Below are 26,120 nucleotides of genomic sequence, written 5' to 3'. Positions count from 1 at the left end.
AATTATTTAAGGTGTGAAATTTGCCGAAAATACTAATATTTCATTAATTAGACACGTTTTCTAGTTCCTTTAAAATAAACCGAGAATAATTCTCATTTGCATGTTGACTGAGAATGAAAACATGACTATAATGGAAATCGTGAGTAATGATAATCATTTTCACTACACATTCATTACACACAAAATTGAAATCTACCGGGGATTACTATGAAAATAAGATATCTTTTAACAGCAACTGTTGTGTTGTCTATAGTATCGCTATTTATCGGAGTAGTAGATATTAAACCATTTGATCTATTAGACTTCCAATCAGAAGAAACTAGACTATTTTTAATTAGTCGTGTACCTAGACTTGTTGCTATTTTGCTAGCAGGTGCAGGTATGAGTATTGCTGGTTTAATTATGCAAAGCTTAAGTAGGAATAAGTTCGTATCACCAACGACAGCAGGTACTTTAGATGCCACTCGACTGGGTATATTGATTTCCATGATGTTTTTCACAAATGTCACGTATTTCCAGAAAATTTCCTTCGCTTTCATATTTGCTTTAGCCGGCACATTATTATTTATGCAAATATTAAATCGAATTAAGTTTAAAGATGCGATTTTTATACCGCTTATTGGCTTAATGTATGGTAATATCCTGTCTTCCGTAACAACGTTCTTTGCTTATAAGGCAAATATTATCCAAAACATTTCTGCATGGTTACAAGGAGATTTCTCATTAATCATGAAAGGCCGTTATGAACTGTTATACATAAGTGTACCAGTACTTATTTTAGCTTATATTTATGCCAATCGTTTTACAGTAGCCGGTATGGGTGAGGATTTTGCTAAAAATCTTGGTCTATCCTATAAGTTTGTGGTGAATTTAGGCTTAGTATTGGTGGCTCTTATCTCCACAACAGTGGTGCTAACAGTCGGTGTCATTCCATTCCTTGGCTTGATCATACCGAATATTATTTCACTGTTTAAAGGTGACAATTTGGCAAAAACATTGCCGCATACAGCATTACTTGGTATGTCATTCTTATTATTCTGCGATATTTTAGGACGCGTACTGATTTTCCCTTATGAGATACCAATTAGTATGACTGTTGGTGTAATTGGAAGTGCCATCTTCCTAGTCATGTTGTTTAGGGGGAGAGCATATGCGTAATCGTACAAGAATGTTCATTTTGCTGGGTCTTGCCGTGATAGCTATCTTATTGTATCTATTTTGGGAGTTGAATGGGAATTATCACTATGCTTTTCCGAGACGTGTCATAAAAGTTATAGCGATGGGGCTAACGGGTATAGCTATTGCCTATTCAACAGTGGTTTTCCAAACCATTACCCATAATCGGATTTTAACGCCAAGTGTTATGGGATTAGATGCTTTGTATATGTTGATTCAAACATGCATCTACTTTTTCTTTGGCTCTACATCTATTTTAGTTATCAATATTTACTATAATTTTACCCTTGCTATTGTATCAATGATTGTTTTCGCTTTAATTTTTTATCGAGTTTTGTTTAAAGAAGGAAAGCGACCAATATATTTCTTACTACTTGTTGGTATGATTGTCGGTACGTTCTTAGGAAGTATCACAACATTCTTCCAAGTATTGATCGATCCTAATGAATTTTTAGGCTTACAAAGTAAAATGTTTGCAAGTTTTAACAATGTTAATTCAGATTTAGTTTGGCTTGCTGGTGTAATCATTTTACTAACGTTTATATATGGTTGGCGTCATATGAATCAATTAGATGTCATGTCTTTAGGACGAGATACAGCAATTAATTTAGGTGTACCATACGATAAGCTGGTACAACGCATGTTAATTTTAGCTTCTATCTTGATTTCTGTTTCGACAGCGCTAGTTGGGCCAATTACATTCTTTGGATTAATCGTTGCGAATTTATCGTATCAGTATTTTAAAACATACAAGCACTCCGTCTTAATTGCTGGTTCTTGTGTAATGAGTATTATTGCTTTAATCGGTGGGCAGTGGATGGTTGAACGAGTATTCACTTTCAGTACTACACTAAGCGTCATTATTAATTTTGTGGGTGGAGTATACTTCATCTACTTATTATTAAGAGAAAGTAGGTCAGCAGGATGATACAAGTCAAAGAAATTACGAAGTTTTTCGGGAAAAAACCTGTCGTTCAAGATGTAAGTGTTGACATTGTTTCAGGGAAAATAACGTCTTTTATTGGACCCAATGGTGCAGGAAAGTCCACGCTACTTTCAATGGTGAGCCGTTTGCTGAATGCAGATACTGGTGAAGTACTACTCGACAAAGCAGATGTAAGACGCTGGAAATCAGATGATTTCGCCAAGCGTGTATCCATATTAAAGCAGTCTAACTTTATGAATGTCCGCTTAACGATTCGTGAGCTTGTATCCTTTGGTCGTTTCCCTTATTCAAAAGGAAATTTAAAACCCGAAGATGAAGAAAAAGTGGATGAAGCTATTCAATATATGAATTTAGAAGATATTCAACATAATTACTTAGATGAATTATCAGGCGGTCAACGTCAGCGGGCTTTTATTGCAATGGTTATTGCTCAGGATACAGAATACATCTTACTGGACGAGCCATTAAATAATTTAGATATGAAACATTCTGTTCAGATTATGAAGATTTTACGTAAGCTAGTGGATGAGTTAGGGAAAACAGTTGTAATTGTACTCCATGACATTAATTTTGCATCAGTATACTCAGATAATATTGTTGCATTAAAAGATGGCCGTGTTGTGAAAAACGGTTCTACCAACGATATTATTAACTCGGACGCGCTGAAGGAAATCTATGATATGGATATCCCTGTTCAAGAGCAGGATGGCTGCCGAATTTGTGTTTATTTTAATTCTTAGAAATAGTAACAGATGGTTTAACCATCCATTAACTATAAAATAAATTTTAAAGGAGAATTTTTAAAATGAAAAAATGGAAATTACTAACAGTATTAATGGCGATGATGCTATTAGTTTTAGCTGCTTGCGGTTCAAAAGACGAAGCAAAAGAAGAAGATAAAGGTACGTCAACTGACAAACCGGCAGAAGAACAAAACGAGGCGTCTTCAGCATATCCACTAACTATTCCAGGTAGCACAATTGAAGGTCGCGATGGTAATACTACGTTTGAAGAAGTAAAGCTTGATAAGATCCCAGAAAAAGTTGTTGTTTTTGATAATGGTTTCCTAGATACTCTAGATGCACTAGGTGTTAATCCTACTGCAGTAGTACAAGATTCATTACCATCTTACTTAAGCAAGTATAAAGATAGCACTTATGTAAACGCTGGTACTTTATTCGAGCCTGATTATGAAAAATTATCTGAAATCAACCCAGATATTATTTTCATCTCTGGTCGTGCGTCAGCAGCATATGCTGAGTTATCTAAAATTGCACCGACAGTTTACATTGGTGTAGATAACAAAAACTTCCTAGAATCATTCAAAGCTAATACAGAATTAGCTGGTAAAATCTTTGGTAAAGAAAAAGCAGCAGCAGATGCAATCTCTGCATATGAAGCAAAAGTTGAAGAAGTAAAAGGCAAAGCAACTGCATCAGAAGAGAAAGCTTTAATCGTATTAGGTAGTGAAGGCGCATTATCAGCATATGGTTCTGGTTCACGTTTCGGTGTTATTCATGATGTATTTGGTGTGAAAGCTGCTGATGAGAAAGTTAAAGTTGGCACACATGGTGATAATGTAAGTTTTGAATATGTTCGTGAAACAAACCCTGATATTCTATTTGTAGTTGACCGTGACGCTGTTGTAAATGAAAACGGTGAATCAGGTACAAAAGCTGCAATTGAAAACGAAATCGTAAGTGCAACAAACGCTGTGAAAAACGGTAAAGTATTCTACCTAGATCCAGAAGTTTGGTACCTTTCAGGTGGTGGTTTACAATCTGAAACGTTAAAAGTTGAAGATGTATTAAAGGCGTTTAACTAATATGTTTGTACAAATTAAACGTATCGTTGTGACGGAAGGGAATTCGGATAAAGTGGTGGAACGTTTTGGTGCTAATCCAAACGGACCATCATTACTTGAACAACAACCTGGTTTCATTGATAAACAGGTACTTGTTAAGAAAGTTCGCCGTGGTGATGAGGAAGTGCTAGTGATGGTTCGTTGGGAATCAGAAGAAGCATGGAAGAATTGGGAGAAGAGCCCTGAGCATATTGCTGGTCATAAGGCAAGCGCAGGTAAGCCAAAGCCTGATCATATCATTGAAAGCGGACAAGAAGTATATTATGTAAAAGGTTAATAGCCTAGAGGTGTCTCAAGCGATTGAGGCACCTTTTTGTTGTACATAAAAAAGCAGATAACAATGGAACGAAAAGGGATGCCATTGCTATCAGCTTATTCAAACTAATGGGTAATCGGTGTTTTTATTGACCTACAAAATGTAGCATCCATATTAAAGGAAATAGTGCTTTCATTAATGGAAAGCCCTGAGATGCTAGTATTTTCATCTAGCTTATGAGTTATAGATGATTCTGTCACCGCTGCCAGTCCTCTAGCATTAATAATTGTGTAGTTTGCTGTCATGTAAGCGGTAGATGACGCTATATTTAATCCAAAGGTTAATGGATTGACGGATGGCATACTAGATAGGTTGTCATTCGAAATTTTAATAATGCCATATTGCTGAATATAGTAATCTCTTTTTTGCTGAAATGTATCTTCAAATCCAGGAACATCACTAATTAAGTTTGAAAAGGTTGAAAGCTTTTTATAGACCTTTAAGGTTTCTTGATAAGCTTTTAACTCAGATTGAATAATAATCTGTTCAATTCGTAGTTGCTCCTCTGTAGGCTTTTTAAGTGTAATTTCTTCAGCTGAGACAGAGATATTACATGAAAAAGTAGCCGTAAGTATGAAAACAGTTTCGTTAAATCCATTTTTCATTTTAAAACACTCCCAGTACAAAAAAATTCATGTTCATCAATCTATCAGGACAATGCGAAAATCAATTTATATTAATATAAGCGTAACATCTGTCATAACGCCATTTCAATGGTGAGTTTACGCCAATTTTATGGCGGTACATAGTTCTCTACCGCCATATTATAACTATTATTTAACAAAATAATGGCGTGGTTTGTATAATTAACGCCAATTTTTGGCGGGATACTTCTTTATATAAGAAACTATGGGATTATATGCATTAAATATTGACACTGCTAGTATTAATTCCCACAAATATATATAATATTTATTAATATATCGGGAGGGAGAGAGGACTATTGAACGGGTTGGATGAGTGTATTAATAAATCATTAGACATTCTTATTGAAAATGAAACATTTCTTGATCATGAGCTAAAATTGCTGTTTAAAAGCTTTAAAGAAGAAAAAATAGAAGTAGGTTTTTCTTTTGGTAAATTATGCTATTGGCACTATGAGTCGTTTTCAGATAGTGTAAATGACGACATTTATAAAATTGCTGCAGCGGTTGAACTTTTAATACTGTCTTTTGATATTATTGATGATCTTCAAGATAAGGATTCAGATAATAGTTGGAGCAGGACGCCAGAACTTTCTTTAAACGTTGCTCTAGCTATGTTGATTATGGCTTCAAAAACAATTGACGAAACTTCCTTTGAACATAAAAGAGCGGCTATAACAATACTTGAAGAATGCGCATTAAAAAGTATTAGTGGTCAGCAATTGGACTTATTAAATAACTGCCGGGATGAAGATTCTTATATACACATGATTACACTTAAATCTGGTTCCTTAACAGCGATGAGTTGCTTAATAGGAGAGGTTCTTGCCAAAGGTGAAGTATCCAAAGAAGTAGAGGCTTATGGAAAGTACATAGGCATTATCCAACAAATTAAAAATGATATCCAAAGTTTGAAAACATGGGGACCTAAAAATGACCTACTAAATAAAAGATTCTCCTTGCCGATTATTTATCTTTTATCACTGAAAAATGATGTTTCAAAATCTGTAGCTGACTATTATAATGATGATATAGTTACAATTTTGGATCATAAAGAAGCAGAAAATGAGTTGACAAATGGCGGAGCAATACGCTATGCAATTACTGTGAAAAATGTCTATAAATTGAAGGCGATAAATGATCTTGAAAATATAGAATTAAATGATTTAGCTAAAGACTACCTACAAAAATTAATAAAGTGATGAGGAGCGATTGGATGATTAATGTAATTCAGTACTTAGAAAAAAACCCAAGCCTAGTTGCATTATTAAAAGAACAAAGAGCCTCATTAATTGGAATTTCATCTATAGAACAAATGGCAATTTTAGAAGCATTTATTGATGAAATGAATATAGAAAGTGAAATTTGGAACTAAAAACTTTGCGTAGCAAGTTTTTTTGGCCCGCTATAGTTCTTTATTTAGTGTTAGGTTTATACTTAAATTTTGTGAATTATAGCGCGCCATATATTGAAATTGGGGTAGAAGAAAAAGATGGTAAATGGCTAGTATCTCAACTATATTATAAAGATTGGGCTAAGGGGCAGAATATATCCATTGGCGATGCTGTTTTAAACGTAGATGATGGCCCGATTGCCGAACTAAATCAATTGAAATATAAATCAAAAATACTATCTGCGAATGACCTTACAATTATGAAGCCAGATGGGAAAATAATAAATATACATATTAAACATTTAGATATTCCTCAGCAGTTTTTTTATGTATTAATAGTTCCAGCTTGCTATTATTTATTAACGTTATTTGTTGCTTTTTATTTATATTTCAAGCAAAGAAATACTAGGTTAACAGATTTACTAATTCTTTTTATATTAGCTGTCTCGCTAGCTTATGTAAGTAGTGGAGTTTCGGGTAGGTTAGATGGGATAGGGATTATTGTAAATCGTACTACTATGTTATTATGTTTAGTAATTTTATTACATTTTTTAAGAAATTATTTTGCATTTATGAAAACAAAATGGATGTTTACGAATAATATCCGGTTCTTTTATTTAATGCCTTTGATTGGTTTTATATTGGCTTGTATTGGAACTGTTTTCCCTGCTTCTAATGATATACTTTCGAATATTGTATTATTTATGTTCCTTATTTTGCTTATTATTATCTTAGGTATTTTATTAATAAGCTATTTCAAATATAGCTCACCTCAGTTGAAAATTTTATTAAGTAGTATAATGATTCCGTTCTTACCATTTCTATTTTTATATGTACTTCCAAAAATCCTTTTTCATACGTATATCCTTTCATCTGAGATTAGCTCCTTATTTTTATTACTGATACCTTTTAGCTTTATATTTACACAATTAGCAGAACGATTATTTGATATCGAGTATCATATTACTAGATTGCGCTACTATGTTATTTTTTCTTTACTATTTACCTTATGGTTCACAGTTGGCTTATATTTCATTGCCGGTCAACATTTAAGAATCACTGTCATGTCAGGCGTGTCCTTCTTTACATTTTCTTCGTTAGTAATACTCTTTTATGTAAAAGAAAAAGTTGACTATCGCAAGCGGAAAATATTATTTTCAACAAAAGGTGATTACATTCATCAGCTGTACACGGCTGTCGATAAAATAGGGAAAACTATTAAAATGGATGAGCTTTTAGAGAAATTCGCATATGAGGTTTCTGTTCATTTGGAGCTAGAGGATGTTTTTGTTTTAACATATAACTATGATACGAATGAATTCCTTACAAATAGTGGGGAAAGAATTTTGATACATCCTGACACAATGGATGATATAAGATTAGGAGAAATACGCAAGATTGATAAAATTTATTTAGCATTTCTCCATCAGGATGTACATTATAAACGAGCATTAGTGCTGGGGCATAACAATACAATTCATTTAAAAGATGAGGAGCTACTATGGCTCGAATTGCTCCTATTGTATGTAAATAATTTTATTGAAAATACAAAGATGGTGGAAGAACTATTAGAGGAATTGAAGCATATGAAGCAAGCTGATGACGGCCAATTGCCGTGGCTTAATAAGCTGTTATGGTTGAGATTCGAAGAAGAAAAGTACCAGTTAGCCCAAGAGCTACACGACACCAATTTGCAGGAACAACTTCATATTGCAAGAGAGGTGGATGTCCTTGTTAATGCAAAGGATACAACAGACATTCAGGAGAAGCTTGCAAAAATTCATAAGCAAATGGTTGACTCTCTACATGAATTACGATCATATTGTGAGAATTTAAAACCTCCATTACTGGATACATTAGGTTTAAATGCTGCGTTAGAAAAGTTAATTCGAAAGGTTCAAGAAAGAGCTAATTTTGTTCTAATTTATTCAATAGATCGTCTGTATTTAGAAGATGAGCGTATGAATTTAATGATTTACCGATTATTCCAAGAAGTACTGAATAACGCCTTAAAACATTCTTATGCAACAGCTGTTGAAATCCATCTAAAGGAAATGAATGATGGTTTTGAAATCATTTATAGTGACGATGGTGTTGGGTGTCATGTAGAGGATATTATCGTAGCAGAGTCAATGGGCATCCGAGGTATGCAAGAACGTGTAAAAGCCTTTAATGGTCATTTTTATATTGACTCACAACTAAACCAAGGGATGTCAATTAGAATAGCAGTTAAAGAAGGGAGTGAAACACATGATTACCATGCTCATAGTGGATGATCACCCTATAGTTTTAGAGGGAACTAAAAATTTATTTCACGAAAATGAAGATATTATAATTGATACTGAAAGTGATGCCACATGTGTTATACAAAGAATAAAAAATAAACCATATGCTATTTACCTGATTGATATTAACATGCCATTGGAAAATGGTATTAATTTAGCCCGTCATATTAAATCTATTCAGTCGGATGCTTCCGTTATCCTTTATACAGGAGACGATATAACGGATTATTATCCCCTTATTTTAGAGAGAAAAATAGAAGGCATTTTAGCGAAAACGGCCTCTAAGGAGCAAATCATACGGACAGTCAGAGCGATTGCAAATGGTGAATTTGTTCTACCGAAAAATTTCTTAGATTTTCTGGATGATAAATTTAAATTGCAAAGTGCTAAAGATATTCATTTAAATGAAAAAGAAAAGAAAATTTTAAGACTGATTGCAGAAGGTCATACAAATAAAGCCATTGCTATTGAGTTGAATATTCCTCAGCGAACTACTGAGAGATATTTAACACAGCTCTTTTCTTTGCTAAATGTAGATTCAAGAACAGAGGCTGTCAATCTTGCTGAAAGAATGAATTTACTCTAAAGAAATTCCATGCTATACTGTTGGTGTATTTTTCTATCAAAAGGTACTTTATGACAAAAATTCTTCTCATATAATTTTATGGAAAAAAGCACCTTATTATTATGCTTGATTTACTATAAAATTTTCAAACACCGCCAAAAAAGTGGCGGTGTATTTTTATGTCCGCCAAATCACGCCATATTTTCGTATGAATCACGCCAAAAAATTGGCGTAAACCCGAAGTTGAAATATCGGTATAAGTACTGGTACGCTTAAATTACCGTGGTTAAGTAGATTTGCTATAGTGAGTAATAATACAAATGATTTTCTTCAAAATAAAGGAACCTGACTATCTATGTAAAAGGTAGATTATAGAATGGTAACTAGCAGTCAATATACTTCACCATAAAACTTTATAAAGGTAGGCGTGTATTGTGAAAGTAGAACTCGAAAATTTGTTTTCTATAGATGAATCTAGTCAAGATCAAGTGATTAACGTTTATAATCGTCATGGTATTGCTATTGGTGCGCCTGAAATTAGAAAGAGAAATTTAAAAACAAAATTTAATCCTATTTTTACATTAAATGAAGATGTAACATATGAGAAAGTAGCTGCCGTATACGAGTCATTAGAACGTGAATTTGGCATTGTCTCAATAGGAGAGCGTTTCTACTTTGAGTTTTCTGATTTGGAATATGAATGGGCACCATTGTTTACTTTAAATTCAACAGGAAATTCACCCGAGATGTTTCTAGAGGACAAAGGGACCTTATTTTCTTTAAGTACTCATTGTAAAAATTGCGGACTTATGGATAAAGAGCAATTATCTCCTATAGTTATTGATACTTCACACATGAAAGGACGTCATTTAGTTCATGTAAGTGGATATTGGGTAGCTTCAGAGGAACTGGTAGCATTATTGAAAAATGAAAAACTAGAAGGCTTTGAATTTTTAGAGGTAATCCATCAGGGACCTGAGCAAGGAAAACAGCCAGCTTATCAAATTATTCCTACACAAATTCTACCGTCTAGTAGTCAGGATAGAGTGAAATTATACTTTGCAACTGAACAACCTCCATGTAGCTGTGGTTTAAATGGTGTTATTAAGGGGCCAGATATTTATCATCAGGAAGATTTAGCTGCTTTAAAAGGCGATGTCTTTTACTCAGCTGAATGGAGTCATGATGGAAGATATCTTTATAAAAAAACTTTATTTAGTAAAAGGTTTAGAGAAGTGATTATAAAACATGGAATCTCTCGTGAAGTAAGAGGAGAAAAAGATCGAAACTTTGGTCCAAAGGATTGGCTGTTTGATCCAGTACTCATCAAATAATATAGATGTGGAACAGAGGTGTGTTGATGATATTTAGAAAAATTCTACCTATCGTGGCCATTTTATTCATTGTTGCATTGGTCGTCTCTAATTATTTTAACAAGCCTAATGAACAGGCCATGATTGTCACTGAAGAATGTAAACTGTATTTATAAAAATTAATGCTTCTCTCCCTCTAGTTCGGACATAATTATGTTATGATATGAAGATCATAGCAGTATGTTTTTGAGGTGAACGTATGAAAAAATGGGCCTATCCTTTGGCAATTATCACACTAATTATTTTTATTTTTTTAAAATTTACTTTTCAAAGTGATTGGATGAATAAATTTGATGTGAAAATGGCAGATGTCTTTTTTGGCAATCAATTTATTGAAGTCTTTCATTATATAGGAGAACCGATATTTGTTGTCATTGTAGCGGTACTTTTGATTGTGTATTTAGCGTGGAAGACAAAAAATTATCGAGGCATGCTATTTGTTGTTTTGACATTTGCAGCAGGGAATGTGTTAAATCAAGTATTAAAAAAGTGGATCCAACGAGCACGACCTGAAATTGAAGATCAATTAACATCGTATAGTTTTCCATCTGGACATGCTATGACGGGTATTCTGTATTTATTTGCAACTGCTTATATATTAGCTGAAAATAACAGTAAAAGTCGTAAAATCCTATTGTGGGTTGGGGCTACAATCCTAATGGTGCTTATAGGATTATCTCGTATAGCTGGTGCTAGACACTTTGCTACGGATGTACTTGCAGGCTGGAGTATGGGCTATACTTGGTTTATCATTTGTGTCATCTGGTATGAACGTCGCAAAAAAACATTCCAATCGAATCATAAATAGGTTGTGAGAGCAGTATCAAATTCATCGGATTTGATACTGCTTTTTTCTGTGCAAAAGGATAAAGGAAGGGCAAGGGCGATATTTACCTTGTAAAAAAGAATTGCTCTTAGGAAACTTCTGCGTTAAGATGAGTACAATAAAAAAAAGGGAAAAGGAAGAAGGGTATGGACGGAAACGTTTTACTAGCATTTGGACTGACTCTATTTGCAGGGCTCGCAACTGGGGTAGGTAGTTTAATAGCGTTTTTTACATCACGAACAAATACAAAATTTTTATCGCTAGCATTGGGTTTTTCTGCAGGCGTTATGATTTATGTCTCACTTGTTGAGATTTTTGTTAAGGCTAAAGATGCTTTAACGAATGCATTAGGTACTACAAATGGTTATTGGATGACAATCGCCGGATTCTTCGGTGGCATGTTATTCATTGCTTTAATCGATAAATTCATTCCAAAATCAACAAATCCTCATGAAGTAAAGCTAGTAGAAGATGTGAATGCAATAAAGCCACAGGTCAATGAAGATCATTTGATGAAGATGGGTATTTTTACAGCTCTAGCTATTGGAATTCATAACTTTCCAGAGGGGATAGCTACATTTATGTCAGCTATTAATGACCCAAATGTAGGAATTGCCATTGCCATAGCAGTAGCGATTCACAATATTCCAGAGGGGATAGCAGTGTCTGTCCCGATTTTCTTTGCCACGGGTAATCGTCGAAAGGCTTTTAAATTATCATTTTTATCGGGGTTAGCAGAGCCCGTCGGTGCATTAGTAGCATTTTTGCTCCTTATGCCATTTTTAACAGACGTTATGTTTGGCATCATTTTTGCTGGAGTGGCAGGCATAATGGTCTTTATTTCATTGGATGAATTATTACCAGCAGCGCAGAGGTATGATGAAACTCATTTATCTATGTATGGTTTGGTAGCTGGAATGGCTGTCATGGCCATCAGCCTCGTGTTATTAGTATAAGTCTATAAAAAAGGGAGCCATTCATGTGGTTCCCTTTTTTTTATAGTCGTGCATTAAGTTGCTGGTATAGTATGTTTGGTTTCTATAAGTTCTTGTACAATTTTTAAACAGTCGTGGAATGTGATAAATGGTTTATATGGAACTTGAAGCTCTTCACAGCGTTGAATGAGATGATCTCTAGCCAGAACAATATCAGCTTGTTTAGCAGCTTCAAAATCTGAAAGAGAATCACCGATAACGATTTTAAAATGATCTTCTTTTGCCACTTTCCGCATAACGCTAGGTTTGCAGCAACCACACCCTTGTATGCTATATTTTGCGCATTCCTCATCACAGCTATTTGAATAAATCAGTTTAATTTGCTCACCAGAAAAGTCAGCTGTATTGCAGTAAATACCTGAGAAAGGACCGTATTTTTCTACTAAAGGCTCAATAAAAAAATCGACCCCTCCACTTACAATGTAAAATGGTATGCCATGATCTTGAGCATATCGAACAAAATCTCCAAAGCCATCACGAATGATAGCTGTATCCATAAGATATTGAATGACTTCATCTTTCTGTTGAGTAGAAAGTAAATGAAACATGGCAGAGAGCCCATCTTTAAACGAAATGGTTTGCTCCATCATAGCTTTTGCAATTTTCTCAGATTCTTGTGGAACAAATTCCGTCATCAGAGAAAAGATATTATCAGTTTCTGTTATTGTGCCATCGAAATCACAGAATATAATTGGCTTCAAGATAGTTCCTCCTTAGAAAAGCGCACATCCTAGTTGTTAATAATAGGTGTTTCAAGGTAAATCCTATACTTCTATAATATTAGTTTTATCCACACTTGCTTTCAAGAAAAAACGCCTACTATTATAGTAGACGTTTCATATATTCACGTACTTGTATACCTTGTTCATCAGCTTTTGTTAAAATCACTTGATGTTCAGGAAATTGATTTTTCATAGTTTGAACGAAGTCATATGCAATGGTAGAAGGAATGATAGAAATCAATGTAGGGCCAGCTCCACTTAAAGCTGTACCATACGCACCATTCATCTTTGCTGCTGTACGAATTTCTGTATACTCGGGTATTAGCTTTGCACGAAACGGTTCATGGAATAGATCGTCTTCCATATAACGCCCAGCACGCTGGAAATCACGTGCCATTAGTGAAGCTGCTAACATATTAGCATTTGCCGAAGCATGAACTGCATAGGCTCTGTCAAATTGGTCTGGCAATACAGATCGAGACTCGCTCGTTTTTAATTCGACATTTGGTACATATACCACAAAGGAAGCATCAATTTCATTGATATGAAAAATATCAACATTACCTTTTTCATCCATAGAAGAAATGGTTAAGCCTCCTAAAACAGAAGCGGTTGCGTTATCTGGGTGTCCCTCAATTTGGGATGATAAGTTAAGTTTATCTTGTATTGTTAAGTTAAGCCCACATACTTGATTGGCTAGTTCAATACCTGCAACTATCACAGCAGCACTGCTTCCAAGCCCACGTGCTAATGGTAGCTCGCTAGCCATCTCGACACGGCATGCAGGTAATTGTTGACCATATTGATCAGCAACTTTTTTTGCAATGACGTATAGTAAATGTTCGTCAATCTCAAACTTTTTAGGACCGTTATCATCAAGATGGATAATATCCCATGTATCTTGTAAAGTAACTGTTAATTGTAAGTATAGAGACAAGCCGAGTCCTATGGAATCAAAGCCAGGCCCTAGATTGGCTGTACTTCCTGGAACTGAGATTTGCCATGCTTTACTCATAGTACTCCCTCGATATATTCTCGAATCTCATTCTCGTCATTTTTAAGGGATATTACTTCGACTGTGGATACATCCATAGCTGTATCTGGATCTTTTAGTCCATTACCTGTGAAGATTGTAACTACTTTTGAACCCTTTGGAATTTTTCCGTTCTCCACTGATTTAATAACACCTGCTAATGATGCGGCAGAGCCGGGTTCAACGAAAATACCTTCTGTATTGGCGATTAATTGATAAGCAGCAATAATTTCTTGATCTGTTACGGAATCAATAATACCTCCAGATTCATCTCGAGCTGCTTCTGCCAATTTCCAGCTAGCTGGGTTACCAATTCGAATAGCAGTGGCAACTGTCTCCGGATTTGTAATAGGCTCTCCTTTAACGATTGCTGCTGCACCTTCTGCTTCAAAGCCATACATCTTTGGTAGACCAGAATCTTTAGAAGCATGATATTCTTTAAAGCCTTTCCAGTAAGCAGTAATATTCCCTGCATTACCAACCGGGATGCATAGATAATCAGGAGCTGAGCCTAAGGCATCTACAATTTCAAATGATGCAGTTTTTTGACCTTCAATGCGGTATGGATTAACGGAGTTTACAAGTGCGACAGGAGTTGTTTCACTTACTTGGCGAACAATACTTAAAGCATCATCAAAATTACCATCAATCTCAATGATTTTTGCACCATACATAGTTGCTTGTGCAAGCTTACCAAGGGCAACTTTTCCTTTAGGAATTACAACGATGGATTGAATACCAGCTCTTGTAGCATAAGCAGCTGCAGCAGCGGATGTATTTCCTGTAGAGGCACAAATCACACACTTACTACCATCTTCAATAGCTTTAGCTACTGCAAACACCATACCACGGTCTTTAAATGAGCCAGTTGGGTTTGCACCCTCAATTTTACCGTAAAGCTCAATGCCTAATTTCTTAGATAAATTCACTAAATGTATAAGAGGCGTATTGCCTTCGTTTAAAGTTAATGCGGGTGTATTTTCTGTTACAGGTAAAAATTGTTTATATTCTTCAATAAGGCCTTTCCACATAAAGATACGATCTCCTTTTGTTCTTATAGAAAGAACAGTTGTATTTGTATAAAAGACATTTTAACGCAAATCACACTATTATTTCAATAGCATTTCATAAATTGTCGAAACAATTCGGTAATTAGAATTTTGCTTGTCACTTTCTTGAAACAACTGTATAGTAATCTTGTAATGTAAAGTCAAGTGTAAAGACAGGTGGTTGAAATGGCGACAAATACTGTAGGAACAAATAAATCTCAGCAAACTATTTCTAGAAATAGACTATTGGGCGTTGCAGGGATTGGATGGCTTTTCGATGCAATGGATGTTGGAATATTATCGTTTGTCATTGCAGCATTGGCAGCAGATTGGGGACTGACACCAAGTCAAGCTGGCTGGATTGGTAGTATTAACTCAATTGGAATGGCTGTTGGAGCCCTTGTATTCGGTGTTTTTGCCGATAAAATAGGGAGAAAACAAATTTTTATGTGGACACTTGTCCTATTTTCCCTTGCAAGTGGTCTATCCGCTTTTACGACTACATTAACGGCATTTTTAATGCTACGTTTTTTAGTAGGAATGGGTCTGGGCGGTGAACTACCTGTAGCATCAACGTTAGTATCTGAAAGCGTAGCAGCAAAAAAAAGAGGACGCGTAGTTGTTTTACTGGAAAGCTTTTGGGCAGCTGGATGGCTAATTGCCGCATTGATATCCTATTTCGTTATTCCAACGTGGGGATGGCGAGTAGCGCTCATCTTAACAGCACTCCCTGCATTTTATGCTATTTATCTTAGATGGCATCTCCCAGATTCACCACAGTTTACGGTGAAGCAAGAGGCCAAATCACGTAGTATCCTTCAAAATATAAAAGAAGTATGGTCAAAAAAATATGCACGTTCCACATTGATGCTTTGGGTGCTTTGGTTTACAGTTGTATTTTCGTATTACGGTATGTTCTTATGGCTTCCAAGTGTCATGGTTGGTAAGGGCTTTGATATGATTACGAGCTTTAAGTATGTTCTCATTATGACAGTAGCTCAATTGCCAGGTTATTTTACTGCAGCCTGGTTTATTGAAAAGTTTGGACGGAAATTTGTGCTTGTTTCCTATCTAATTGGTACTGCAGTGAGTGCTTTCATTTTTGGGAATGCTGAAACACTTGTAGTACTGTTATTGTCAGGCATGTTTTTATCTTTCTTTAACTTAGGAGCATGGGGGGCCCTATATGCTTATACACCTGAGCAATACCCTTCCATTATTCGTGGTACTGGTGCAGGGATGGCAGCAGCTGCTGGACGAATTGGTGGTATTTTCGGACCGCTACTAGTTGGTTCTTTATTAACAGCTGGTTATGATATAGGCTTCATTTTTGCCATTTTCTGTGGAGCCATTATTATAGGTGTTATTGGTGTCATTTTCCTTGGGAAGGAAACCAAGCAGCTAGAATTAGAATAATAACTAAACAATGTCCTGGATAAGAGTAATCAATCCAGGACATTTTTGTCTTTATTCGCTAGTGTATTACATAAAAATTAGGAATTATTGAATTTTATTCATCGGTACCAATAAATTTGGTAAAATAACAAATCAACATAGAAAAGTACAAAAAGTCGACATATTAGCAGGTTAATGCGCTGAAGATTTTTCAGAAAAGTCATTGTATTCAAATTGCAATCATGATACTGTATTTTTAATCGAATTTTGAGTAAGTAGGAAACAATCTCCCATTCGTGATAAGGTCATTGAAAGAAAGGTTGTTAGGAATGTGCATTCATGAGGATATAAAGAAAAGGTTTGTAAGACTGTCAAAGGGGCAGCGTAAAGTAGCACAATTTGTAATGGATAATCCCAATACAGTGATTGCTAATGGAGCAGCAGAAGTAGGCAGACTGGCTAATGTAAGTGAATCAACGGTTATTCGCTTTTGCTATGCCATGGATTTATCGGGATATGTGGAACTGCAAGAAGAAATAAGAGGCTATGTCATGTCCCAAGATGTAGGAACAAATCTACAATCTACCTATACGGGTAAAAAGCAAACTAATTCTCGTTTTGGCAAGGTAATGCAGCAAGATAGCCAAAACATTCAGGAAACAATTCAATTAATTAGCGATCAACAGATTCAAAAAGGTTCAAAATGGATGCATGAAGCAGATAATATCTATATTCTAGGCACTCGTCAGGCAGCATCTGTAGCAAATTGGTTATCCAACACATTAAAAACACTACGTTCTAATATTAAGCAGCTTCGTATAGATTCCGATGAAATAATGAATCAAATTAATAGCATGGGAGAGCGTACAACATTAATTGTTTTATCATTTGATAAACAGTTAAAGGATATTCAAACGATTGTTGAAATTGCAAGGATGAAGAAAGTAAAAATTATTGCTATTACTGGAACTGCATTTTCACCCGTTCGTGAATATGCTAATATTTTGTTTGCGCTTGGAACAAACAAGTATTCCTCGCTAGATATAGTGCCCGTTTTATTTTCTTTCTTACATGCTTTATTGGAGGAAATGATTAGCCAAGATAAGCGGCAGTATGAAAAATATCAAAAATCCTATGAGCAAGTAGATAGTAATATATTATTCCTGGATGCTGCTAGAGAGAAACAGGTATTTTAATGTTATGCATGGAAAAGTGTTATATTGCTTTTCTATGCATTTTTTATAGTCTAACTATATAAAAAGATGTCCAAATATGCTTTAGACATCTAGGCAAAGTGATTTATAAAATTTTACTTAAGTTATACTCGTTAATGAAAGTATCATTTAATTTAATAGCATTTTGTCGAATGCCTTCTTGTTTAAATCCTATTTTCGTAAAAAGATGTAAAGCAACATTATTATGTTCCATAACTGATAATTCTAATCTGGATATATCACGCTGTTTTGACCAACCTTCCACAGCCTTCATTAGCGCAGAGCCAATGCCTTTTTGTTGGTACTCTTCCTTCACAGCTAAGCGAACAGAGGCAACATGTTTAGCTTTCGTTTGTTTATACCCATGTACAACTGCATAGCCTGCAAAAATACCATTTAATACGCAAAGTAATATAGTGCGATTTTTTAGTTGTTTCCAATAGGTTAAATTTTTACGAAGTTGTTGGACAGTTAGATCTACTTCATTTTGAACATTATACATGAAGTCGGTTTGTTGAAAAATTTCTTCCTGTAAAAGAATAAACGATCTAGCATCCGATGCTTCAATCCCTCGAATTATGTATGCAGATGGGTTCTCTTCTTCATTTTTAGAAAGATTGTTTACAGTTGCCTTAGTTTGCGTGCATGAGAAAGTTATACTAGTACCTAGTCTAACATCAATGACATGATAGCCTGCATTTGTCCATGACAAATAGTGTGATAGAGGGGGCTTTGTTTTTTTCCACCAGCTCTTATTTAAGTAGGCGGCATTCGGTAAGGCTTGTCCCATAATGTTTTCTAATTCACTAAAGGATAAAGTGATTTCTTGTTGTAAAGCTACTTCAAAATAATTTGCTAAAGGAATGTACTTTTTTTCCATCTTCTTTGTCATCGTAATCCCCATTTCCTGAATATCCAAAAATATAGACTATCTGATAATAGCATAAAATTACGCTTACATAAATATGAAAATCCAACTAAATATCTATGTAAAATAATTAATACTAGAAAAAGATGCGCTTTTGCTATTGAATGTTAAAAATAGGATGGTAAAAAAAGATAATGCAAACAAAGGGGATGGGTGCACAAAATATATGTATGTGACAGTTTGAAGGTCCATTATACTTTATTCATATTTGTATAGTTGGTTATTGGGAGTGGGGAATTATTATTGTATATTAAATGAATGAGCATAGTTTACTTAATGTTTCAATTTATCATTTGTTAGTCCATAAGATATGATAAAATAAAAGATAAATGTAAGGTCATTTTAGGAGGAATAAATTCAATGAGTAAAGTATTAGTTTTTGGACATAAAAACCCAGATACAGACACGATCACGTCTGCAATTGTATATGCTTATTTAAAACAACAAATTGGAGAAGAAGCCGAGGCTGTACGTCTTGGAGATGTTAATAATGAAACCCGGTTTGCTTTAGATAAATTTGGCTTTGAAGCGCCACGTTTAATCTCATCTGTAGTTGGAGAAGCGGACAAAGTTATTCTAGTAGACCACAATGAATTCCAGCAATCGGCTGATGGTATTGAGGAAGTGCAAATTGCCGAGGTAATTGATCACCACCGCATCGCTAACTTCCAAACAGCTGATCCGCTATATTATCGTGCAGAACCAGTAGGCTGTACGGCTACAATTCTAAAGAAAATTTTTAACGAAAACGGTTTAGATATTCCAGCGAACATTGCTGGTTTAATGCTATCAGCAATCGTTTCAGATACATTATTATTCAAATCACCAACTTGCACAGAGCAAGATGTAAAAGCTGGCGAAGAACTAGCGAAAATTGCTAATGTGGATGTTGCAGAATATGGTTTAGCTATGCTAAAAGCCGGTGCAGACCTATCTGATAAATCTTTAGAAGATCTACTATCATTAGATGCTAAGGAGTTCCAATTCGGTGAGTACAAATCTGTAGTTGCACAGGTGAATGCTGTGGATATTGATGATGTGCTTAATCGACAAGAGGAATTAGAGATTTTATTAAATAAAAATGTTGCTGAGAATGGTTTAGATTTATTCTTCTTCGTTGTGACAGATATCCTAAATAACGATTCTACAGCTGTAGCAATTGGACAAGTCGCACAAGCTGCAGCAAAAGGATTCGGTGCTGAGCTTATCAACAACCGTGTTGTGTTACCAGGCGTTGTTTCTCGTAAAAAGCAAATTGTGCCAGTATTAACAGAAGCTCTAAAGTAGTTTACACAAGAAGACAGCTACTTAGGCTGTAGATAATAGCCATCGAAAAGTTCACACTTTCGATGGCTTTTGTCATGTTTCTTGCATGTATCATATTGGGTAATTACTGTCGAATCTAACATGCTCAAGTAAGCATCGACTGTATGGTCAGTTTTTTTATGACCTCTACAGGTTGTCCATCATACACCATGCTTTTTCTTTGCGCTTTGCATAGATTTTTTACTTTTTTCAACATATGAAAAGGGAGTCTCTTATATAGAAAATTGATAGGAACGAAGTGCGGCCATAGTGGACATCAACGGCTTTACTTTATTTCATCGTAAAAAAGACTGTAGCAAACTCATAATTTATGGAGAGTTTGTCTACAGCCTCTTTTTTAATCTAATTTCAAAGGTTGTACTGCTGGTCCTTCCAGTACTTCTCCTTGAGCATTGAAGCGGGAGCCATGGCAAGGACAATCCCATGTTTCATCAGCCTCATTCCATTTCGTCTTACAGCCCAAGTGAGTACATGTTGGAGCACTGGCATTTCTCATATACCCAGTAATAAATTCTTTTGCGACAAAGCCGCCAACTTTAAGCATTTGCATAAACTGGGCACCGAATTTTGTACGTGATGGTGAATAGAGTGCGATGGCACCATCCTCACTTCTTGATCCCGTGATTAGGCTGGATAAAATGTCACCAGCAACAAAGGAATTAGAAATGCCCCACTTTCTATAGCCAGTAGCAATGAATACGTTTGGCAATGAGTTTGTAATTCTTCCTACGTAAGGAACGATGTCAGGAGTTTCGATATCCTGAGCAGACCATCGATAAATGGGCTCTTGCTCAAAATGTTCTTTCATTTCATTTGCAATGGCATCATAGTACGGCTCTGTATTGACTGTTTCCCCAGCGATGTGATTCGCTCCACCAAGTACTAAATAATGCTCGTTGTTAATTGTAGCTGTACGAATGGAACGAGAAGGGAAATCAACGGATAGATATTGCCCCTGCATCGTTTCAGCAATTTTACTAGCCACCATGTAAGAACGACTATTTGACAGTTTAAATAACTTTAGCCCCTTGAAAGCTTCAATTGGATAATGTGAGCACAAAATAAGTTTTTTATATTGAACCGATATATTCTTTTCGGTATGTAAGTTATTTTGAGCTATGTTTAATTGCTGAACTCGGGTATTTGTATAAAGCTTGGCACCCATCGCTTGTGCTTCTTTAGCAAGAAAATTACTTACCTCTACAGGATTTATTTGAGCTTGCTGGGACATGCATAAAGCCTTTGTAATGGGGAAGGGAAGCTCTGTTTCTGTGGTGATTTTTGATTGGATATTTAACACCTTATAAGCATTCCATTCTTTTAACAATTGCGCATACCCATCTTTTGTTTGAGCATACAATAGTGAATCTACTTGCTTTACACTGCCTTTTGGGAATAATTGTGTTACCTTTTCAATGGCTTGTTGATTGAGTTGGTAATAGAGCTGTGCCTCATCAACGGATAGTTTTTCTAAAAGGTTAGCATAAACGATACTATGCTGGGCAGTTAGTTTACCCGTGGAATGGCCTGTAGTACCGTGACCAAAATGGGTATTCGCCTCAAGTAAAAGTACATCAACACCTGCTTTTGCCAAGACATAGGCTGTATAAAGACCAGTTAAGCCTCCTCCGACTATACATACATCACAAGTTGTAGATGAAGAAAGTGAAGATAGTGAGACTGATTCGGAAGTAGCGAGCCAAAGAGATTGAGTCATAGATAAACCTCACAATGTTTTTATGTTCAGTATGTAGATGTACTGGAGAATTTATGCGATGAAGCATAAAAATTGCCTTGCGATTTAATCTATCGCTACAATGTAGCAAAAGGAGAGTGTGAGTAATGAAAATTGAAATATGGTCTGACTACGTATGTCCATTTTGTTATATTGGTAAAAAACAATTAGAGCAAGCGATTGAAGATACTGGCTTTGGTGGGCAAGTGGAGCTTGTTTATAAAAGCTATCAACTTGATCCTAATACCCCAGTAGATTCGAACATTACTGTTTATGAATCGTTAGCGAAGAAATATGGTATGACTTTAGAAAAAGCCAAAGAAATGACATTAGGTGTTACAGAGCGTGCGAAAGAAGTGGGCTTAAACTATGACTTTAGCAATCTAATGGAAGAGAATACGTTAAAGGCACATCGACTTGTTAAATGGGCTGAGCAGCAGGGAGATGTTACAGCATTAGTTGGAGCTCTACTGCACAGTCATTTTATTGAAGGAAAACGTATTGGACAAGAGGATGTATTATTAGATATAGCCGAACAAGTAGGATTGCAACGCGAGGAAGTGGCAAAAGTTCTTGCTGTGGATGAATTTAAAAATGAGGTAGAAGCAGATATTCAAGAAGGATTGCAGCTTGGAGTTCGTGGGGTCCCATTCTTTGTCTTAAACCGTAAATATGGTATTTCTGGTGCCCAGCCACAAGAAGTATTCGAAGATACACTACGTAAAGTGGCTGAGGAAGAGGGCTTACAACCTGGTCTAAAAATGGCTGGCACGGGTGACGCTGGTGTTTGTACAGATGATAACTGTAAATTATAGTGCTAAAATTACTCTAACTACGGAGGGGCTTGACATAACAAGCCTCTTTTATTCGTTTTAGTGAAAATTTTATCTAATATTTCAGTCAAAAGTCTGAGGAAAGTATCGTTGACTTTTTAGAAGAATTTTTTTAAGATAAGTTTATATCTTGAATTCGAGATAATAGACTATGAGATATAAGGGAGATTTTATATAATGAACGTTTTAGTAGTAAAAGCAAACAACCGTCCAGATGGTATTTCAACAAAAATGTACGATACTTTTATGGAAAACGTACAAGGTGTAAACGTTACAACTTTTGACGTATTTGCAGAAGATATGCCATACTTTGGGCAAGCTCTTTTCAATGCATTTGGTAAAGTACAAAATGGTGGGGAGTTAACAGACATCGAATCACGTCTTTTAGCTGCTAAACAAAAAGCGATGGATGCATTAACAGCAGCTGATTTAGTTGTATTTGCTTTCCCACTTTGGAACTTAACTATTCCAGCACCTTTACAAACATTTATTGACTATGTGTACCAAGCAGGCTTCACATTCAAATATGGTGAAGATGGCCAAATGGTTAGCTTAATGACGGATAAAAAAGCGATTATTTTAAATGCTCGCGGTGGCTACTACTCACTACCAGAAACACAGCCGATGGAAATGTCAGTAAACTACATTAAAAATGTAGCAGGCGGCGTGTTCGGTATGGAAATTATCGAAGAAGTAATTATTGAAGGTCACAATGCATCACCTGATAAAGCACAAGAAATTATTGCAAATGGCCTAGAAGAAGTGAAAAAAGTAGCTCAATCACTTCAAGCAGTAAACGCGTAAAAAATATTTTTTAATAAAAGTCCTCTCAAATTTGAGAGGTCTTTTTTTATTTTGCGAACAGAGGTATGGTGTGGTATAGAAGTCGGATATATTGGTATTAACTATTTATTCGGAATTTACATTTCCTAACATTCTATTGGTGGTATAAAAATAAAAATGATAGAAAAATGTGATTTTATAGGAAAGTAATAACCCATTCTTTTAAAAATACATATAATTAGGACTAATTATTCAGTAAAAAATAGAGTTAGTTTAATATAATAGTATCTGTAGGAAAATACTAGATGAATAAGGAGGTTGTTGTATGAACAAGAAATTAATAACTAAATTTTTAGCCATGCTACTAGTTTTATTCGCGTTGATACCATTTGGATTCACTGCTAATGCTGCTTCCAATGAAGTTACACGCGCTGATTATGTAAAAGAATTAGTAGAAAGCTTAGATGTCAAAATAGGTGATGGTTCTTCCCTTACTTTTACGGATGTCTCCAAGGATTTAGCACCATATGTAGAAAAGGCTGTACAGTTAAAACTTATAAAAGGAAAAACAGCAACTACATTTGGTCCAAACGATAAATTAACACGTCAACAAGCATTTGTTATATCTGCTCGTGGACTTGTTAGTGAAAACGCTTCCTTTGCGGTCTTAGACCAATTTAAGGATGCTGATCAAATTGCTAAAGCTTATAAACAAGATTTAGCTAATGCTGTTGCAGCAAATATTCTTCAAGCGTATGAGGATAATACGATCCGTCCTCTTGACTATGTAACACATGAGCAAATGGAAAGTATTGTAGAGCGCTTTGTAGCAGAATACAAGGCACCATCTAATGGAGTGTCAGTAGATCTTCAAATTTTAGGAACTACAGATATTCATACAAATTTAGCAAATTATAATTACTATTTAGATGCTCCATCATCTGAGGTTGGTTTAGCTAATACAGCTACATTAATTGAACAAGCTCGTGCTAAAAATCCCAACACATTACTATTTGATAATGGGGATTTAATTCAAGGTACGCCACTTGGCTCTTATAAAGCATTAGAAAGTGTATTAAAGCCAGGGGAAGTACATCCGGCTATTGCGGCACTTAACGCTTTAAAATATGATGGTGGAACTTTAGGAAACCATGAATTCAACTATGGTCTTGATTTCTTAAATGAAGTTTTAAATGATGCCAAATATCCAGTCGTAAATGCTAATACTTACGATGCTAAAACAAAAAAGCGTATGTTTACACCTTATGTTATTCTTGATAAAGAAGTAGTGGATAGCACAGGTAAGAAACATACACTGAAAGTTGGTGTGACAGGGATTGTACCAACAAAAATTGTTGAATGGGATGCCATTCATTTAGCTGGTAAAGTTGACATGCAAGAACCTGTTGAAGCAGTAAAAGAAGTAGTTCCTGAAATGCAGAAGGCTGGAGCAGACGTAATTGTTGTTCTTTCACATTCAGGTATTGGTGAGGACACTTACGTGGAAGGTGCTGAAAATGTTGGCTATCAACTAGCAGGAATTGACGGAATTGATGCTTTGATTACAGGGCACTCGCATTTAACATTCCCAGGTGACTACAAAGATTTGAAAGATGTAGATCAAGAAAAGGGAACGATTCACGGTGTTCCAACAGTTATGGCAGGTAGCTATGGTAGCCATCTTGGTATCATTGATCTAAAACTAGAACAACAAGGATCAGAGTGGGTTGTAGTAGATGGTAGTGGGTCATTACAATCAATCAAGCAAGAAGGTTTACAACCATCCACTACGGTATTAAAAGCTGTGAAACAAGCACATGAAGGCACTTTAACTTATATTCGCCAGCCTGTTGGTGAAACAACTGCGCCAATCCATAGTTATTTCTCAATGGTGCAAGATGATCCTTCTATTCAAATCGTCACACAAGCACAAAAATGGTTTATTGAACAGGAATTAAAGGGAACGGCTGATGAAAAAACGCCGATTCTTTCTGCTGGGGCACCTTTTAAAGCCGGTTCACGAAATAATCCATTAGATTATACAAACATTCCAGTTGGTCCACTTGCCATTAAAAATATGGCAGACATTTATCATTACGATAATACTGTAGCCACAATTAAAGTTACAGGTGCACAAGCCGTCGAGTGGTTAGAGATGGCTGCAGGTATTTTTGCAACAATAGATCCGAATAAGACAGAAGAGCAAAATATTATTGATTCAGAAGCACGCTCTTATAATTTTGACGTGTTAGATGGCTTAACCTATCAAATTGATGTGACATCTCCATCTAAATATGACCGACGTGGTAATCTTGTTGATGAAAAGGCGAACCGTATTAAAAATGTACAATATAATGGTAAACCAATTGATTTAAAACAAGAATTCATTATCATTACAAATAATTATCGTGTTGGTGGTTCTTATGGAGCGACATTTAAAAATACGGACGGCTCGAATATAACTAACTATGCCTATGAAAATCGTCAAGCTGTAGTTGATTATATTATGGCAAATAAAACAATTAACCCTGCTGCGGATAAAAACTGGTCATTTGTACCATTCCCAGCCAAGACGAAAGTTGTTTATCTATCTGCGAAAGATGCACAAAAATTTATCTCAGCAGATAGCAACATTGAATATTTAGAAGATACAGAGGCAGGATTTGCCAAGTATTTAATTAAATAAAACTAAAAGGGAGAGTACGAGTTAATCGCTACT

General features: G+C 35.5%; 25 protein-coding genes. 19 read left to right on the top strand and 6 right to left on the bottom strand.

All coding sequences use genetic code 11. The features are described 5' to 3' along the window. The first annotated feature begins 207 nt into the window (after positions 1 to 207). The 5 genes from MKX57_RS21990 (at position 208) to MKX57_RS21970 (ending at position 4,263) form a co-directional block, all read left to right on the top strand. Positions 208 to 1,158, top strand: a complete 951-nt coding sequence (locus MKX57_RS21990; RefSeq protein ID WP_089985785.1) for an ABC transporter permease — start codon at positions 208 to 210, stop codon at positions 1,156 to 1,158. After that, the gene (locus MKX57_RS21985) at positions 1,151 to 2,104 is read left to right on the top strand and encodes an iron chelate uptake ABC transporter family permease subunit (protein WP_008175176.1); all 954 of its coding nucleotides are present in this window, start codon (positions 1,151 to 1,153) and stop codon (positions 2,102 to 2,104) included. Before MKX57_RS21990 ends, MKX57_RS21985 begins: the two co-directional genes overlap by 8 nt. Then, complete coding sequence (locus MKX57_RS21980) at positions 2,101 to 2,862, top strand: ABC transporter ATP-binding protein (protein ID WP_008175175.1); 762 nt, start codon at positions 2,101 to 2,103, stop codon at positions 2,860 to 2,862. The genes MKX57_RS21985 and MKX57_RS21980 overlap by 4 nt, the downstream gene beginning before the upstream one ends. Positions 2,863 to 2,927: 65 nt before the next feature. After that, complete coding sequence (locus MKX57_RS21975; protein WP_089985784.1) at positions 2,928 to 3,947, top strand: siderophore ABC transporter substrate-binding protein; 1,020 nt, start codon at positions 2,928 to 2,930, stop codon at positions 3,945 to 3,947. Between the two features lies 1 nt (position 3,948). Beyond that, the gene (locus MKX57_RS21970) at positions 3,949 to 4,263 is read left to right on the top strand and encodes an antibiotic biosynthesis monooxygenase (RefSeq protein WP_008175171.1); all 315 of its coding nucleotides are present in this window, start codon (positions 3,949 to 3,951) and stop codon (positions 4,261 to 4,263) included. A gap of 104 nt (positions 4,264 to 4,367) precedes the next feature. On the opposite strand, the gene MKX57_RS21965 is transcribed toward MKX57_RS21970, so the two are convergent. After that, the gene (locus MKX57_RS21965) at positions 4,368 to 4,907 is read right to left on the bottom strand and encodes a hypothetical protein (protein ID WP_089985783.1); all 540 of its coding nucleotides are present in this window, start codon (positions 4,905 to 4,907) and stop codon (positions 4,368 to 4,370) included. Positions 4,908 to 5,245: 338 nt separating this feature from the next. Between MKX57_RS21965 and MKX57_RS21960 the strand changes: the two genes are divergently transcribed. The 8 genes from MKX57_RS21960 to zupT all read left to right on the top strand — a co-directional run bounded on the left by MKX57_RS21960 (position 5,246) and on the right by zupT (position 12,344). Then, on the top strand, positions 5,246 to 6,148 hold the full coding sequence (locus tag MKX57_RS21960; protein WP_089985782.1) for a polyprenyl synthetase family protein: 903 nt from the start codon (positions 5,246 to 5,248) through the stop codon (positions 6,146 to 6,148). A 14-nt stretch (positions 6,149 to 6,162) separates the two neighbouring features. Then, positions 6,163 to 6,321, top strand: a complete 159-nt coding sequence (gene comX, locus MKX57_RS21955; RefSeq protein WP_008175167.1) for a competence pheromone ComX — start codon at positions 6,163 to 6,165, stop codon at positions 6,319 to 6,321. Between the two features lie 5 nt (positions 6,322 to 6,326). Continuing rightward, positions 6,327 to 8,615 (top strand): ATP-binding protein, encoded by a 2,289-nt coding sequence (locus MKX57_RS21950; RefSeq protein ID WP_239355144.1) that lies wholly within the window; start codon positions 6,327 to 6,329, stop codon positions 8,613 to 8,615. Next, a complete protein-coding gene (locus MKX57_RS21945) occupies positions 8,590 to 9,210 on the top strand; it encodes a response regulator transcription factor (protein ID WP_008175164.1) in 621 nt (206 codons plus the stop codon). The genes MKX57_RS21950 and MKX57_RS21945 overlap by 26 nt, the downstream gene beginning before the upstream one ends. A 434-nt stretch (positions 9,211 to 9,644) precedes the next feature. After that, the gene (locus MKX57_RS21940) at positions 9,645 to 10,523 is read left to right on the top strand and encodes a hypothetical protein (protein ID WP_216604791.1); all 879 of its coding nucleotides are present in this window, start codon (positions 9,645 to 9,647) and stop codon (positions 10,521 to 10,523) included. A gap of 26 nt (positions 10,524 to 10,549) precedes the next feature. Beyond that, the gene (locus tag MKX57_RS21935; RefSeq protein WP_255319030.1) at positions 10,550 to 10,678 is read left to right on the top strand and encodes a hypothetical protein; all 129 of its coding nucleotides are present in this window, start codon (positions 10,550 to 10,552) and stop codon (positions 10,676 to 10,678) included. 83 nt (positions 10,679 to 10,761) lie between these two features. Beyond that, on the top strand, positions 10,762 to 11,370 hold the full coding sequence (locus MKX57_RS21930; RefSeq protein ID WP_008175160.1) for a phosphatase PAP2 family protein: 609 nt from the start codon (positions 10,762 to 10,764) through the stop codon (positions 11,368 to 11,370). Between the two features lie 164 nt (positions 11,371 to 11,534). Further along, a complete protein-coding gene (gene zupT, locus MKX57_RS21925) occupies positions 11,535 to 12,344 on the top strand; it encodes a zinc transporter ZupT (protein WP_008175159.1) in 810 nt (269 codons plus the stop codon). A gap of 53 nt (positions 12,345 to 12,397) precedes the next feature. Here zupT and MKX57_RS21920 read toward each other — a convergent pair whose 3' ends face one another. The 3 genes from MKX57_RS21920 to thrC form a co-directional block, all read right to left on the bottom strand. Beyond that, complete coding sequence (locus MKX57_RS21920) at positions 12,398 to 13,084, bottom strand: MtnX-like HAD-IB family phosphatase (RefSeq protein ID WP_008175158.1); 687 nt, start codon at positions 13,082 to 13,084, stop codon at positions 12,398 to 12,400. Between the two features lie 121 nt (positions 13,085 to 13,205). Continuing rightward, entirely contained in the window at positions 13,206 to 14,120 is a 915-nt protein-coding gene (gene thrB / locus MKX57_RS21915; RefSeq protein WP_342550609.1) for a homoserine kinase, read from the bottom strand. Continuing rightward, positions 14,117 to 15,169, bottom strand: coding sequence for a threonine synthase (gene thrC, locus MKX57_RS21910; RefSeq protein ID WP_008175156.1), 1,053 nt, complete (start codon positions 15,167 to 15,169; stop codon positions 14,117 to 14,119). Before thrC ends, thrB begins: the two co-directional genes overlap by 4 nt. Before the next feature lie 204 nt (positions 15,170 to 15,373). On the opposite strand from thrC, the gene MKX57_RS21905 reads away from it, so the two are divergent. Both MKX57_RS21905 and MKX57_RS21900 read left to right on the top strand, forming a co-directional pair. Further along, on the top strand, positions 15,374 to 16,603 hold the full coding sequence (locus MKX57_RS21905; protein ID WP_342550608.1) for an MFS transporter: 1,230 nt from the start codon (positions 15,374 to 15,376) through the stop codon (positions 16,601 to 16,603). A gap of 308 nt (positions 16,604 to 16,911) precedes the next feature. Next, positions 16,912 to 17,778 (top strand): MurR/RpiR family transcriptional regulator, encoded by an 867-nt coding sequence (locus MKX57_RS21900; protein WP_008177153.1) that lies wholly within the window; start codon positions 16,912 to 16,914, stop codon positions 17,776 to 17,778. Positions 17,779 to 17,881: 103 nt separating this feature from the next. Here MKX57_RS21900 and MKX57_RS21895 read toward each other — a convergent pair whose 3' ends face one another. Next, on the bottom strand, positions 17,882 to 18,688 hold the full coding sequence (locus MKX57_RS21895) for a GNAT family N-acetyltransferase (RefSeq protein ID WP_237068839.1): 807 nt from the start codon (positions 18,686 to 18,688) through the stop codon (positions 17,882 to 17,884). 396 nt (positions 18,689 to 19,084) lie between these two features. Here MKX57_RS21895 and MKX57_RS21890 point away from each other — a divergent pair, with 396 nt between their 5' ends. Then, positions 19,085 to 20,011 carry a manganese-dependent inorganic pyrophosphatase gene (locus MKX57_RS21890; protein WP_008177150.1) on the top strand — a complete coding sequence of 309 codons (927 nt, stop codon included), beginning with the start codon at positions 19,085 to 19,087 and terminating at the stop codon, positions 20,009 to 20,011. A 376-nt stretch (positions 20,012 to 20,387) separates the two neighbouring features. Here MKX57_RS21890 and MKX57_RS21885 read toward each other — a convergent pair whose 3' ends face one another. Next, a complete protein-coding gene (locus tag MKX57_RS21885; protein ID WP_008177142.1) occupies positions 20,388 to 21,767 on the bottom strand; it encodes an FAD-dependent oxidoreductase in 1,380 nt (459 codons plus the stop codon). Between the two features lie 125 nt (positions 21,768 to 21,892). Here MKX57_RS21885 and MKX57_RS21880 point away from each other — a divergent pair, with 125 nt between their 5' ends. The 3 genes from MKX57_RS21880 to MKX57_RS21870 all read left to right on the top strand — a co-directional run bounded on the left by MKX57_RS21880 (position 21,893) and on the right by MKX57_RS21870 (position 26,087). Continuing rightward, the gene (locus MKX57_RS21880) at positions 21,893 to 22,600 is read left to right on the top strand and encodes a DsbA family oxidoreductase (RefSeq protein ID WP_342550607.1); all 708 of its coding nucleotides are present in this window, start codon (positions 21,893 to 21,895) and stop codon (positions 22,598 to 22,600) included. 195 nt (positions 22,601 to 22,795) lie between these two features. Further along, on the top strand, positions 22,796 to 23,422 hold the full coding sequence (locus MKX57_RS21875; RefSeq protein WP_342550606.1) for an FMN-dependent NADH-azoreductase: 627 nt from the start codon (positions 22,796 to 22,798) through the stop codon (positions 23,420 to 23,422). Between the two features lie 304 nt (positions 23,423 to 23,726). Beyond that, complete coding sequence (locus MKX57_RS21870; protein WP_342550605.1) at positions 23,727 to 26,087, top strand: bifunctional 2',3'-cyclic-nucleotide 2'-phosphodiesterase/3'-nucleotidase; 2,361 nt, start codon at positions 23,727 to 23,729, stop codon at positions 26,085 to 26,087. Positions 26,088 to 26,120: the final 33 nt, after the last annotated feature.

Origin of the sequence: Lysinibacillus sp. FSL M8-0216 (assembly GCF_038595555.1) — a bacterium.
In the GTDB taxonomy this organism is placed as follows: Bacteria; Bacillota; Bacilli; order Bacillales_A; family Planococcaceae; genus Lysinibacillus; species Lysinibacillus fusiformis.
The sequence above is the reverse complement of the archived record's forward strand: the minus strand, read 5'-3'. Positions and strand labels throughout refer to the sequence as shown.

Excerpts from the sequence above, each read along its gene's own strand:
- MKX57_RS21990 (WP_089985785.1), top strand. The coding sequence starts at position 208 with ATGAAAATAAGATATCTTTTAACAGCAACTGTTGTGTTGTCTATAGTA.
- MKX57_RS21985 (WP_008175176.1), top strand. The coding sequence starts at position 1,151 with ATGCGTAATCGTACAAGAATGTTCATTTTGCTGGGTCTTGCCGTGATA.
- MKX57_RS21980 (WP_008175175.1), top strand. The coding sequence starts at position 2,101 with ATGATACAAGTCAAAGAAATTACGAAGTTTTTCGGGAAAAAACCTGTC.
- MKX57_RS21975 (WP_089985784.1), top strand. The coding sequence starts at position 2,928 with ATGAAAAAATGGAAATTACTAACAGTATTAATGGCGATGATGCTATTA.
- MKX57_RS21970 (WP_008175171.1), top strand. The coding sequence starts at position 3,949 with ATGTTTGTACAAATTAAACGTATCGTTGTGACGGAAGGGAATTCGGAT.
- MKX57_RS21965 (WP_089985783.1), bottom strand. The coding sequence starts at position 4,907 with ATGAAAAATGGATTTAACGAAACTGTTTTCATACTTACGGCTACTTTT.
- comX (WP_008175167.1), top strand. The coding sequence starts at position 6,163 with ATGATTAATGTAATTCAGTACTTAGAAAAAAACCCAAGCCTAGTTGCA.
- MKX57_RS21945 (WP_008175164.1), top strand. The coding sequence starts at position 8,590 with ATGATTACCATGCTCATAGTGGATGATCACCCTATAGTTTTAGAGGGA.
- MKX57_RS21935 (WP_255319030.1), top strand. The coding sequence starts at position 10,550 with ATGATATTTAGAAAAATTCTACCTATCGTGGCCATTTTATTCATTGTT.
- MKX57_RS21930 (WP_008175160.1), top strand. The coding sequence starts at position 10,762 with ATGAAAAAATGGGCCTATCCTTTGGCAATTATCACACTAATTATTTTT.
- zupT (WP_008175159.1), top strand. The coding sequence starts at position 11,535 with ATGGACGGAAACGTTTTACTAGCATTTGGACTGACTCTATTTGCAGGG.
- thrB (WP_342550609.1), bottom strand. The coding sequence starts at position 14,120 with ATGAGTAAAGCATGGCAAATCTCAGTTCCAGGAAGTACAGCCAATCTA.
- thrC (WP_008175156.1), bottom strand. The coding sequence starts at position 15,169 with ATGTGGAAAGGCCTTATTGAAGAATATAAACAATTTTTACCTGTAACA.
- MKX57_RS21905 (WP_342550608.1), top strand. The coding sequence starts at position 15,374 with ATGGCGACAAATACTGTAGGAACAAATAAATCTCAGCAAACTATTTCT.
- MKX57_RS21900 (WP_008177153.1), top strand. The coding sequence starts at position 16,912 with ATGTGCATTCATGAGGATATAAAGAAAAGGTTTGTAAGACTGTCAAAG.
- MKX57_RS21895 (WP_237068839.1), bottom strand. The coding sequence starts at position 18,688 with ATGACAAAGAAGATGGAAAAAAAGTACATTCCTTTAGCAAATTATTTT.
- MKX57_RS21890 (WP_008177150.1), top strand. The coding sequence starts at position 19,085 with ATGAGTAAAGTATTAGTTTTTGGACATAAAAACCCAGATACAGACACG.
- MKX57_RS21885 (WP_008177142.1), bottom strand. The coding sequence starts at position 21,767 with ATGACTCAATCTCTTTGGCTCGCTACTTCCGAATCAGTCTCACTATCT.
- MKX57_RS21880 (WP_342550607.1), top strand. The coding sequence starts at position 21,893 with ATGAAAATTGAAATATGGTCTGACTACGTATGTCCATTTTGTTATATT.
- MKX57_RS21875 (WP_342550606.1), top strand. The coding sequence starts at position 22,796 with ATGAACGTTTTAGTAGTAAAAGCAAACAACCGTCCAGATGGTATTTCA.
- MKX57_RS21870 (WP_342550605.1), top strand. The coding sequence starts at position 23,727 with ATGAACAAGAAATTAATAACTAAATTTTTAGCCATGCTACTAGTTTTA.